General features: G+C 67.5%; 12 protein-coding genes. All 12 read left to right on the top strand.

Annotated features, from left to right (window positions below):
- The first annotated feature begins 46 nt into the window (after positions 1–46).
- On the top strand, positions 47–760 hold the full coding sequence (locus K1Y73_RS06765) for a sulfotransferase-like domain-containing protein (protein WP_225027398.1): 714 nt from the start codon (positions 47–49) through the stop codon (positions 758–760).
- A gap of 181 nt (positions 761–941) precedes the next feature.
- Entirely contained in the window at positions 942–1,394 is a 453-nt protein-coding gene (locus K1Y73_RS06760; protein WP_225027396.1) for a glutathione S-transferase C-terminal domain-containing protein, read from the top strand.
- A gap of 91 nt (positions 1,395–1,485) precedes the next feature.
- Positions 1,486–2,412, top strand: a complete 927-nt coding sequence (locus K1Y73_RS06755) for a succinylglutamate desuccinylase/aspartoacylase family protein (protein ID WP_225027394.1) — start codon at positions 1,486–1,488, stop codon at positions 2,410–2,412.
- A gap of 129 nt (positions 2,413–2,541) precedes the next feature.
- Positions 2,542–3,252, top strand: a complete 711-nt coding sequence (locus K1Y73_RS06750) for a GntR family transcriptional regulator (protein WP_225027393.1) — start codon at positions 2,542–2,544, stop codon at positions 3,250–3,252.
- 258 nt (positions 3,253–3,510) lie between these two features.
- Positions 3,511–4,398: a tripartite tricarboxylate transporter substrate-binding protein gene (locus K1Y73_RS06745; RefSeq protein WP_225027392.1), complete on the top strand. Its 888-nt coding sequence runs from the start codon at positions 3,511–3,513 to the stop codon at positions 4,396–4,398.
- 49 nt (positions 4,399–4,447) lie between these two features.
- Positions 4,448–5,338 (top strand): substrate-binding periplasmic protein, encoded by an 891-nt coding sequence (locus tag K1Y73_RS06740; protein WP_225027391.1) that lies wholly within the window; start codon positions 4,448–4,450, stop codon positions 5,336–5,338.
- A 13-nt stretch (positions 5,339–5,351) separates the two neighbouring features.
- Complete coding sequence (locus K1Y73_RS06735; protein ID WP_225027390.1) at positions 5,352–6,023, top strand: amino acid ABC transporter permease; 672 nt, start codon at positions 5,352–5,354, stop codon at positions 6,021–6,023.
- Complete coding sequence (locus tag K1Y73_RS06730) at positions 6,020–6,691, top strand: amino acid ABC transporter permease (protein WP_225027389.1); 672 nt, start codon at positions 6,020–6,022, stop codon at positions 6,689–6,691. The genes K1Y73_RS06735 and K1Y73_RS06730 overlap by 4 nt, the downstream gene beginning before the upstream one ends.
- On the top strand, positions 6,692–7,465 hold the full coding sequence (locus tag K1Y73_RS06725; protein ID WP_318248221.1) for an amino acid ABC transporter ATP-binding protein: 774 nt from the start codon (positions 6,692–6,694) through the stop codon (positions 7,463–7,465).
- Positions 7,465–9,723, top strand: a complete 2,259-nt coding sequence (locus K1Y73_RS06720; RefSeq protein WP_225027388.1) for a GMC family oxidoreductase — start codon at positions 7,465–7,467, stop codon at positions 9,721–9,723. Before K1Y73_RS06725 ends, K1Y73_RS06720 begins: the two co-directional genes overlap by 1 nt.
- The gene (locus K1Y73_RS06715) at positions 9,720–10,886 is read left to right on the top strand and encodes an NAD(P)/FAD-dependent oxidoreductase (RefSeq protein WP_225027387.1); all 1,167 of its coding nucleotides are present in this window, start codon (positions 9,720–9,722) and stop codon (positions 10,884–10,886) included. Before K1Y73_RS06720 ends, K1Y73_RS06715 begins: the two co-directional genes overlap by 4 nt.
- Before the next feature lies 1 nt (position 10,887).
- The coding region (locus K1Y73_RS06710) for an oxidoreductase (protein ID WP_225027385.1) at positions 10,888–12,147 on the top strand (1,260 nt) is incomplete at its 3' end.

Genomic DNA, 12,147 nt, shown 5'->3' with positions numbered 1-12,147 from the left:
CGGCGTAGAGACGGCGTAGAGACGCAAGGAAGACGGGAAAAAGACCATGCGAATAGCGATGTGGAGCGGCCCTCGGAACCTTTCGACCGCGATGATGTACAGTTTCGCCGCGCGGGGCGATTGTGCGGTCTGGGATGAACCCTTCTATGCCGCCTATCTGGCTGCGACGGGCATTGCCCATCCGATGGCGGATCAGGTGATCGCCGCCGGGCAGACCGATCCGGCGCAGGTGGCCGCGGCCTGTCTGGGGCCAATTCCGCAGGAACAGAGCCTGTTTTACCAAAAGCACATGACGCTGCACATGATCCCCGGCTTCGACCGCGGCTTTCTGCGCGGGCTGACCAATGTGTTCCTGATCCGCCATCCGGCCCGGGTGATCGCCAGCTATGCGCAAAAGCGTGAAGCCCCGACGCTGGCCGATATCGGCTTTGTCCAGCAGGCCGAGCTGTTCGATCAGGTGGCCCAGATGACCGGCACCGCCCCCCTTGTCGCCGATGCCGCGGCGATCCGCGCCAACCCACGGGAATCGCTGCAAAATCTTTGCGCGCGTCTGGGGATTCCCTTTACCGAGGCCATGCTGTCCTGGCCTGCCGGCCCGAAACCCTATGACGGCGCCTGGGCGCCGCATTGGTACAATGCCGTCCATGCCAGCACCGGCTTCGGCGATCCCGAACCGCCGCTGCCCGATCTGGACCCCGCGTTCCGGCCGCTGCTGGATCAGGCGCTTCCCTACTACGAAAAGCTGCTGCCCTACGCCTAGTCCGCGGGAACCTGGGGCCCGGGCCTGCGTTCCCCTGCTGCGCCGAACAGCCGGCGCCGGAGGCGGGACGCTATGCGGATTGCGGTGGTGGGAACGGGTCCGACCGGGGTTAACACCCTGCGCAGCCTGCTGGACCAGCAGCTGCCGCGGCAGATCAGGCTATGCCGACGCTCGGCAAAGTTTGCGAAGGAACCCGCGGATCGACGCCCTGAACAGCCGGATCTATCCGCGGCTGAACAACGGCGTCTACCGGGCCGGTTTCGCCACCACGCAGGCCGCCTATGAAGAGGCGTTCCGCGATGTGTTCACCGAACTGGACCTGCTGGAGGAGGAGCTGGCCGCGGGCGGACCCTGGCTGACGGCGGAACGCATTACCGAAGCGGACATCCGGCTTCTCGTGACGCTGGTGCGGTTCGACGCGGCCTATCACGGGCTGCTCAAGACCAACCTCCGCCGGATTGCCGACTACCCCGCATTGTCGGCCTATCTGGCACGGACATCGGCCCTTCCCGGGATGCGTGAGACGGTGAACATCGACCATATCAAGCGCGGATATTATTCGATCAAGCGGCTGAACCCGGTGGGGATCGTGCCGGTCGGCCCCGCCCTGCGCTGGCTTTCGCCAGAGGCGTGACCGGGTTTCGGCCCCGTGCGGGGTTTGGGGTTGCACGGGGGCGGTGCTTCTCATATTTCATTTGAAATATCAGAAGCAGACCGGAGCCGCCATGTCCCCGCAGCCCGCATCCCTTGCCGCCCCATCCGCCCTGCCCTCCGCAGAGATGCCGCTCTGGACCGAGATCGGGTCGGGCGATGGCCCGACGATCCTGCTGACCGGCGGCGTTCACGGCGACGAATACGAGGCGCAGGTCGTGCTGCGCCAGCTGGCGGCGCGGATCGACCCCGCACGACTGAACGGCCGGCTGCGCATCGTGCCCATCGTCAACCATCCGGCCGCCTGCGCGGGGCTGCGGGTTGCGACCGAAGACGGGAAGAACATGAACCGGGTGTTCCCCGGCCAGCCCGATGGCACCCTGACCGAGCGGATTGCCGACTGGCTGGTCACCCGCATGTTCCCCGGCGCCGATCTGCTGATCGACGTTCATGCCGGGGGGCGGGATGTCGCTGTGGTGCCCATGGTCTTCGGCTTTTCCTCGGCCGGATGCCGCATCGGGCCAGAGGCGCTGCGCCCGATCCTGCACGGCTGGGGCTACCGCTTCGTGCAGCATATGGACTGCGTTCCCGGTACGATCTGCCATGCGGCATTGCAGGACGGTCTGGCCTCGGTCGAGGTGGAGGGCGGCGGCGGTGCCCTGCGCAGCGATGCGCTGGAGGTCATGACGGGGGGCATTCTGAACGGGCTGGTGGCCTGCGGCGTGATGGCCGGGACGGTGCCCGCCTTTGACGGGATCGAATTCGACGTACCGGAATGCGCGCAGATCCATGCCCCCGCCCGCGGCGTGGTGGAACATGTCGTGCCCTTGGGCGCCCGGGTGGACGCGGGGCAGACGATCGCGCTTCTGCATGTGCTGAACGGGCCCGCCGGGCCGCCCCGGCCGATTGCCGCGCCGGCGGGCGGCATCGTGCTGCGCCAAAGCCAGAGCGCCTGGCTCGGGCAGGGGCGGCAGATCGGGAATATCGGGATTCCGCGATGAATCTGCACGGGATTTGCGAGGGAAGCTTGATATATTCCTGGAATATCAGATAGTCTGGTCACAGACCGCATCCGTCCCGCACGGCTGTTCTGTCACGCTGAAACCGCACCCCGGGGGAGGGGGATCGCCTTGGACGCCGCCGCAAGCAGGAAACCGCGCCAGAAGAAGACGGCAAAGCCCGTCTCGCTGACCGGAAAGGTCTATGAAATGCTCCGGTCCGAAATCCTGACCTGCGCCCTGCAGCCCGGACAGGAAATCAACGAGGCCGAGCTGGCCGAACGGTTCAAGATCTCGAAAACCCCGGTGCGCGAGGCGCTGTCGAACCTGCGGCAGGAGGGGCTGGTCCGCACCTTCCCCCGCCGCGGCTATCAGATCACGCCGATCACCTTCGGCGACATGAACGAGCTTTTCGACATCCGCACGATTCTGGAGGCGGGGGCCGCCGAAATGGCCTGCATGCGCGTGACGGCCGAACAGATCGACCAGCTGAACAAGCTGGCGGATGTGGCCTATGACCGCGGCGAACAGCCCAGCCTTGGCCCCTTCGTCAGCGCGAACCGCGAATTCCACCTCGCCATCGCCCGCGCCTCGGGCAACGGGCGGCTGGAGGATCTGCTGTCGCGCCAGATCGACGCGCTGGAGCGGTTCTTCTATCTTGGCGCACAGCTGCGCGATGTCAGCAGCGAAACCACCATCTCCCACCATGAGATTGTCGAGGTGCTGTCCCGGCGCGATCCGGTGCAGGCGCGGCAGATCATGATCCGCCACAACGACCAGACGCGGCAGGGGCTGATGCAGGCCCTGACCAGCAGCCGCGCCTTCGGCAGCATCAGCCTCTAACGGCAAAGGCCCCGCCCGCCGGGTGATTCCGGTTTTTCGGGCGTTACGCCGGCCTGCGGAAGCGGCAGCCGCCGGGCTGATTGCCGCATTTCGGGCATATGGCCGGGCCGGTCAGAAATCTTTCCACAGAGATGCATCTTTATGCGCATTTCGGCGCCGTTTGCCAGAACAGCAGGCGGGGAAAAGGCATCTCTTGGATTGACGTAAGAAATATCAGACGTAACATCACAAGAAATCTGAACTGCCGGAAGACCGCTGATGACGCCCCCCGAGACTGTCGAATTCATCATCCACGGACCGCCCGGATCGGCCCCGCCCGTCCTGGCCGAGGCCTTTGCCGCCGGCGTGGCAGAGGCCGCCGCGGATGACCGCAGCTGGCAATTCGTGCCGCGGGGCGACGATCCCGGAGTCGATTCCATGAACCTGATGATCACCAGGCCGGGGGCAGAGACCATGATCTCGACCTGCACGCCCGTGTTCATACAGGCCCCGCTGCTGCGTGGCATGGCACTGACGCACCGGGACCTGACGCCGGTGGCGCGGCTGGTGGCGGACCGCTTCTTTCTGGTCTGCCGCGCCGATGCGCCCTGGGCCGATGCGGCGGATTTCCTGCGCGACATCGGCCGCCGCACCACCCGGACGGGCGGGTATTTTCTGGGCGGGATCAACCACCTCCTGTCGCTGTCCATCGCAAAGGGCGCCGGGGCGGATGTGGAATTCATCGTGGTTCCCAGCGAACCCGCGGTCTGGAACGGCCTGATCGAGGGCACGCTGGACTGGGGTTGCGGCGTGGCCGCCGAAATCCTGCCGCATGTCGAGGCGGGCACATTGCGGGTGCTGGCCGCGCTGGATGACGCACGCCTGCCCGCCTTTCCCGACGTGCCCACGCTGGGCGAGGCGGGCGTGCCGGTGACGTTCCAGCTGTGGCGCGGGCTGATGGCACCACCCGGCGTGTCGCCTGAGGCGCAAGCCCGCTGGCATGCCATCATCGAAAAGGTCCGCGGCACCCGGGCCTGGGCGGACTATCTGGCCCGCAACGGGCAGGCCGATGCCTATCTGCCCGGCCCCGGCTTCCGCGCATTCCTTGACCGCGAATGGGACTGGTACCGCAGCCATCTGGGGCTGGCCGGGCTTTTGCCGGGCTGACCCGCACCGAAGAAGACCAGACAAAAACACCAACCGGGAGTTTCAACAAATGATCGCGCAGACGACCAAAGCCCTGATCTCGGCCGCGGCCCTTGCGGCCGGGCTGACCGCCCTGCCCGCAAAGGCGCAGGAGTCCGCCGCCACGACCGCCTTTGAAGACGCGATCGGCGCACCGCAGCCGTTCCTGAACTACCCCAAGCCCTGGCCGCTGAAGCATCTGATCAAGGATGGCGTCCTGACGGTCGGCACCACCGGCGCCTCTCCGCCCCGGACCTTCGTCGATCCGGTCTCGGGTGAGCTGAGCGGATCCTATGTCGAGCTTTTCGGCAAGCTGGCCGAGGATCTGGGACTGGAAGTCGAATTCGTGCAGCTGGAATGGGCGGGCATCCTGCCCGGTCTGGCCGCGGGCCGCTTTGACATCGCCTGCGACGGCGCCTCCTGGAATGCCGAGCGTCTGGGGTCGGACCAGTTTCTCATGACCTCGCCCACCGGGCTGAATGCCACGGTCGGGATCACGCTGAAATCCTCGGGCATCAGCACCTTCGATCAGGGCGGCTTTACCCTGGGCGGCGTGCGCGGCGAAATCTATTTCGAAGGCGCAAAGACCAAGCTGCCCGAAGCTGAATCCATCGAATTTCCCGGACTGCAGGAATCGCTGCTGGGGCTGCAGAACGGGCAGGCACAGGTCATCGTGATGAACCTGTCGAACGCCCTGTCCACGCTGGAATCGGCGCCGAACAAGGATGATCTGGTGATGATCGGCCCCGCGCTGGAGGTCTTTGCCCAAAGCCTGTGCGTGAACCCGAACGAGCCGGACCTGCTGGTGGCCGTGAACACGCTGCTGGGCAATTACCGCGCCGATGGCACGCTGGCGGAACTGGTGGGCAAGCATGCCACCTCGACCGCCGAAGTCGACCTGCTGAACCGCATCGGTTACTGAGGGCTGCGTCGGCATGGAGCTTGATTTCAGCGGCGTGCCGACCGTCTGGCCAGCGCTTCTTCGCGGGGCGCTGGTCACGCTGCAGCTGACCGTCGCCGTCCTGCTGATCGCGACACCCATCGGCTGCGTTCTGGCGTTGCTGCGCAATGCCCGCTCGGCCCCGGTGCGCGGCATTCTGATGACACTCAGCTGGATCTTCCGCGGTATCCCGCCGCTGCTGATCCTGTTCTTCGCCTTCTTCGCGCTGCCGCTGATCGGGCTGAAGCTGAACCCACTGCCCTCGGCCATCGTGGCGATGTCCAGTTACATGGCCTTCTACTTTGCCGAAGCCTTCACGGCAGGGCTGAACTCTGTCCCGGCCGGGCAGTGGCAGGCGGCCCGCGCCCTTGGCCTGTCGCCCACGCGGACGCTGATCCGGGTGATCCTGCCGCAGACCATTCCCGCCGCGCTGCCCCCCTATATCAGCCACGCGACCGAGATCCTGAAGGGCACCGCCCTGGCCGCGGCGGTGGCCGTGCCGGAGCTGGCCTCGGCCGCGAAGCGGGTCTTCGTGGTCACCTACCGGCCGCTGGAAATCCTGATCGTGGCGGCGGCGATCTACGCCGTGCTGGATGCAATCCTGCTGATCCTGCAGATGGCCGGGGAACGTTGGGCCGCCCGGCGCCGCCGGGGGGGCCGCACATGAACCCCGCCCGTCTGATCGAATACTGGCCGCAACTGTGGGAGGGGCTGCTCGTCACCCTGCAGATTTCGGCCGCGACGCTGATCCTTGCCACCCCGGTGGCACTGCTGATCGCCATCCTGCGCGAGGCGCGGGTGCCGGTGGTGAATGCCCTGCTGATCGTTGCGGTCAATGCAGTGCGTCTGCTGCCTGCGGTGATCGTGCTGTTCTTCGTCTTCTACGGCGGCCCGCAGCTGGGGCTGAGCCTGTCGCCCATGGCTGCGGCGATCATCGGCCTATCGGTGATGGGCGCCGCCTATATGAGCGAGGATATCCGGGCGGGCCTGTCCGCGGTGGACCGCGGCCAGTATCAGGCGGCCCGCGCGCTTGGCCTGTCGCCCGCGCGGATCTTCTGCCGCATCATCATTCCGCAGGCCATTCCGCTGATCGTGCCGCCCTATATGACGCGGGCGATCATCATGGTGAAAGGATCCTCGCTGGCCTCGATGGTGGCGGTCGGGGAGCTGACCGCCGCGGCCAGCCGGGCCTCGTCCATCACCTATGATCCGTTCACCTTCATCCTCTTCGCCGGGGCGCTGTATCTGATCATCAGCGGGGCGCTGGTGCTGTTTCAGGCCTGGGCGGAACGACATCTGCGGCGGCGCTACCGCCTGACGCCCGGAGGGCGCTGAATGACGCATGTTCCTCATCATGTGGAAGAGCGGCTGATGGTTCAGGCCATCAACCTGAAAAAGACCTACGGCACCTATGTCGCGCTGGAAGATGTCAGCCTGTCCGTCCGCAAGGGCGAGGTGCTGGCCATCGTCGGCGGCTCCGGCTCGGGCAAATCCACGCTGCTGCGCTGCCTGAACTTCCTGGATCCCCCGGATTCGGGCGAGGTGATCGTGGATGGCCGCCAGATGGGCGCTGCTTTGGGCGAACGTGCCCTGCGCCGCCGCCGCGCCGACATCGGCATGGTGTTCCAGCAGTTCAACCTGTTCCCGCATTTCACCGTGCTGCAGAACCTGATCGAGGCGCCGATGGCCGTGCGTGGCCTGTCGCGCAAAGAGGCCACCGCCCGCGCCCGCGATCTGCTGGCGCAGGTCGGGCTGGCCGACAAGGAAGCGCGCTTCCCCTCGGAGCTGTCGGGCGGACAGCAGCAGCGGGTGGCGATTGCCCGGGCGCTGGCGATGGAACCGCAGGTGATGCTGTTTGACGAGCCGACCTCGGCACTGGACCCCGAACTGGTGGAAGAGGTGCTGAACGTCATGCGCAATCTGGCGGCGCAGGGGATGACCATGCTGGTCGTGACGCATGAGATGCAATTCGCCCGCGATGTGGCCGACCGGATCGTGGTCTTCGATCAGGGCCGCATCGTCGAACAGGGCCCGACGGCCGAGGTGCTGCGCAATCCGCAGCATCCGCGCAGCCAGGCCTTCCTGAAAAGACTGCTGAGGACCTCTTGATGACGGATGCCAGCCTGCCGGAGGCGGGGCCGCTTTCCCCCGCCGAACGCCGCACGCTTGATGCTTTGTTCGACCGGATTTTTCCGCCGGGCCGGGACGGAACCCCCGGCGCGGTAAAGATCGGCGCGGCGGATTACGTCTGTGCGGCACTGGCCGGACCCTATGTCGGGTTCGTTGCGGAATATCGCGCAGTCCTGTCCGCACTGGATGCCGCGGCCGCGGGTGATTATGCGGCGGCCGCAGAGGCGGTGCAGGATGACATTCTGGCAGCCTTCGAGGCCGGCACCCTACCCGGCCTGCCGCAGAACCCGGACCGCAGCGCGTTTGACCTGATCTGGCGGCATCTGCGCGAAGGGCTGTTCTGCGATCCCGCCCATGGCGGCAACCGCAATGCGGCGGGTTGGGCGCTGATCGGCTTTCCGGGCGCGCAATTCGGCTATACCGCCGAAGATCAACAGGCCGGGCGCACGATCACCCGCGCCCCGCAACCCATGGCGCAACTGCCGCAGGATGCCCGGCTGCCCGATGCTCCCGAAACCACCGATGCCACCGGCCCGGTCGAGGCGCCCGATGTGCTGATCGTGGGTGGCGGCGCCGTGGGCAGCTTCATGGCGCACCGTCTGGTGCAGGCGGGCAAGACCGTGGTGATCCTTGAGGCGGGAGGCCGCCGCTCCGGCCGGGAACATGCGATGGACGAGTTATCCGCCACCGCTTTCCGCAACGTCGGGGGCGCCGAGAAGTTCAATGACGAGGTGCCGACCTGGCGCCTGCGCCCCGGCCAGCCCGCCCGCCGCGCGGTGATGAGCCAGGGTCTGGAAACCGCGCTTGGCGGCAATTCCATCGCCTGGGGGGCGGTGGCGATGCGGTTCTATGAAGACGATTTCCGCGTCCGGTCCGCCACGGTGGCGAAATATGGCGAGGACAGCATCCCGGCGGACAGCACATTGGCGGACTGGCCGATGTCCTATGCCGATCTGGAACCCTATTACGACACGGCGGAACGCCTGCTCGGCGTGTCGGGTCATGCCGGGGGCAAGGCGGCCTTCGGCCGCCGCAACCGCGGCAACCCGTTCGAGGCGCCGCGCAGCCGCCCCTATGCCATGCCCGCGCTGCGGACATCCGGCCTGGGCCAGATGTTCGCCGATGCTGCCGAAAGCTGCGGCTACCATCCGTTTCCGCTGCCCGCCGCGATCCTGACCGCGCCCTATGAAGGGCGGCACGCCTGCACCTATTGCAGTTTCTGTTCGCGGTTCGGCTGCCATGTGGATGCCAAGGCCTCGGCCCAGAACACCGTGCTGCCCAAGGCGCTGGCCAGCGGGCGGCTGACCGTGCTGACCGGCGCGCGGGTGATGGAAATCCTGACCGAGGAGGGCCGGGCCAGCGGCGTGGCCTTTCTCAGTCGCGACGGTCAGCGCCATGTGCAAAAGGCACGGACGGTGGTGGTGGCAACCTATGCCTTTGAGAACACGCGCCTTCTGCTGTTGTCCCGGGATGATGCGCATCCGCAGGGCCTTGGCAACACGCATGGACAGGTGGGTCGTCACTACCTGACGCGGCAGCAGCCGTCCGTCCATGCGGTCTTCGACACGCCGGTCAACCGCTTTATCGGGCCGACCGCGCAGGCGATGGCGGTGGCCGATCTCTCCTGCGATCATTTTGACCACACCGGCCTTGGCTTCATTCGCGGCGGCCGGATCGCCGCCTTCAACCAGTATCTGCCGATCGAGGCTTCGGGTGTGCTGCCGCCGGATGTGCCGCGCTATGGCCGGGCCTGGCGCGATTTCTTTGTGGCCGCCTATGCCCGCACGGCCATGCTGTTCATCGACCCGGAAATCCTGCCCTCCGGAAACAACCGGCTGGATCTGGACCCCGAGGTGAAGGACGCCCATGGCCGCCCGGTTGTGCGCATCACCTTTGACGTGGGCGAGAACGAGAAGAAGATGATCCCCTATGTGCAGGATCGCGCCGTGCAGATCGCCGAGAAGATGGGGGCGGTCCGGATCTGGCGCCGTCCTGTGTTGACCGGGCCGATCAGCACCCATGACACCGGCGGCACAAGAATGGGGGATGACCCCGAAACCTCGGTCACCGACGGGTTCGGGCGGGTCCATGATACGCCCGGTCTGGTGGTGGTGGGCGGGTCCAGCTTCGTCTCGCTGCCGCCGGTGAATCCGGCGCTGACGATCCTTGCGCTGTCCCTGCGCGCGGCGGACGGCATCCTTGCCGATCAGGCCGCGGATGCCGAGGTGGCGGCATGACCCGCCCGGATGTGATCGTCGCCGGGGCCGGGATCATCGGCACCATGATCGCCTGGCATCTGGTGCGAAACGGCGCGCGCGTCGTGCTGGCCGATCCGGCCCAGCAGCCCGCCAGCGCCAGCAGTGCCACATGGGCCAGTGCGGGCGGATTGCGCCGTCAGGGCCGCAGCGCCGCCGACCAGCCGCTGACCCGGATCGCCGCCGCCCGCTGGCCCGGGATGGAGGCAGAGCTGGACGCCGATCTGGAGGTCAGCCTTGGCGGCCACCTGCATTTGACCGAAACCGAAGCGGGGCTGGAGGTAATCCGCGCCCGGGTGGCCACGGACCGGGCCGCCGGGCTGGACATCGAACTGGTCGAAGGCGCGCATCTGCGCGAGATCGCGCCCGAAGTCACCCCCCGCGCGCTGGGCGGGGCGTGGACGCCGGGCGATGGCCAGGCCCATCCGGGCCGCGTGGCGCGCGCGGCGCTGGCCGCCTTTCGCCGCGCGGGCGGAGAGGCGCGGCTTGGCGCCCCGGTGCGGCTGACCCGAGGCGCAGCAGGCGTGACCGGCATCACCACGGGCCCCGACGCGCTGGAGGCGCCGCTGACGATCGTGGCTGCCGGGGCATGGAGCCTTGAGCTGCTGGCCGGGCTGGGCCTGACGCTTCCCCTGCGCTGGCGCGCGCTGACCATGCTGCTGTCGGACATGGCGGTGCCCGGGCTTCTGGCCCCCACGGTCACCGCCGTGGGGCGGAATCTGTCGCTGAAGCAATTGCGGTCGGGCCAGTTCATGCTGGGCGGCAACTGGATGTCGCGCCCCACGGGGCAGGGTCTGCAGGCGCTGCCGGTGGATACGCATATGTCGGAACAATGGTCAACCGGCGTGGCGGTGATGCCGCGGCTGGCCCGGCAGCGCATGGTGCAGGTCTGGGCCGGGGCCGAGGCGCAATCGCCCGACGGCAACCCGCTGGTCGGGCGCATGTCGATGCCGGGCCTGTATCTGGCGGCGGGGTTTTCGAACCACGGCTTCCAGATCTCGCCCGCCGTGGGGGCGGCGGTGGCCGAGGATGTGGCCCGTGGCGGGCACCCGCTGCTGGCGCCGTTCGATCCGCACCGTCTGGATGCCACGGACCCGGACGCGCTGGCGCGGTTCCACTCTGCCCCCATCCTTGCGGTGGCCTGAGATGAACGCCTTTCCCAACCTCCTATCCCCCATCCGCCTGGGCAAGGTCGAGATCCGCAACCGTGTGGTGCTGACCGGGCACGGCACCGGCATGCCGCGGGACGGCACGCCGAATGACCAGCTGATCGCCTATTACGAAGAGCGCGCGAAGGGCGAGACCGGGCTGATCATGCTGGGCTCGCAGCAGGTGCATCCGTCCAGCCCCGGCATCACCGGGTTGCTGTGCAACTATGACGACCGCATCATCCCGGGCCTGTCACGGCTGGCGCGGCGGGTGCAGGCGCATGGCACGCGGGTCTTTGGCTATCTGTCGCATATGGGGCTGGCCACCTCGGCCCGGCCGGTGCCGCTCTGGTCGGCCTCGGCCACGTTCGAGGGGAAATATGCCGAGGTGGCCCATGCGATGACGCATGAGGAGATTCAGATCATCGTGCAGGCCCATGCCGATGCCGCCCGCCGCTGCATTGAGGCCGGGCTGGACGGGATCGAGGTCCATTGCGGCCATGGTCTTCTGGTGCAGCAGTTCCTGTCCCCGCTGACGAATTTCCGCACCGATGCCTATGGCGGGCCGCCGGAAAACCGCGCCCGCTTTGCCATGGAAATCCTGTCTGCCGTGCGCCGCGCCATCGGGCCGGATATTCCGCTGGGCATCCGCTGCTCGGGCGATGAGCTGGTGCCTGGCGGGCTGACCAGCGGGGATATGGCGGCCATCGTGCCGCTTCTGGTAACGGCCGGGGCGCTGGATTACGTCGATGTCAGCGCGGGAACCGACGGCGATCTGGTGTCCAACATGCTGCATGAGCCGCCAATGGGCCTGCCGCCCGGCCCCTATCGCCCGGTGGCGCGGCGCATCCGCGATGTGGTGGATGTGCCGGTGATCCACGGCACCCGCATCCATACCGCCGAATTCGCCGAAGAGATGCTGGCTGCGGGCGATGCCGACATGGCAGGGATCGCCCGCGCGCTGATTGCCGATCCGCATATGGCGCGCAAGGCGCGGCTGGGACAGGCCGCAGAGATCACCCCCTGCATCGGCTGTGAGCAGGCCTGCTTCGGCCGGCTTTACCGCGGGCGGCACATCAGCTGTGTCGGCACCCCCCGCACCGGGCGCGAGACGGTTCACCCCGAACCCGCGCGTGTGGCGGCCGCGCGCCGTGTGCTGGTGATCGGCGGCGGCCCTGCGGGGATGGAGGTGGCGGGCCTTGCGGCCGAACGCGGCCACCATGTCACGCTGGCCGAGGCGGGTGCCGAACTGGGCGGG

This window comes from Xinfangfangia pollutisoli, assembly GCF_020179405.1.
In the GTDB taxonomy this organism is placed as follows: Bacteria; Pseudomonadota; Alphaproteobacteria; order Rhodobacterales; family Rhodobacteraceae; genus Pseudogemmobacter; species Pseudogemmobacter pollutisoli.
The sequence above is the reverse complement of the archived record's forward strand: the minus strand, read 5'-3'. Positions and strand labels throughout refer to the sequence as shown.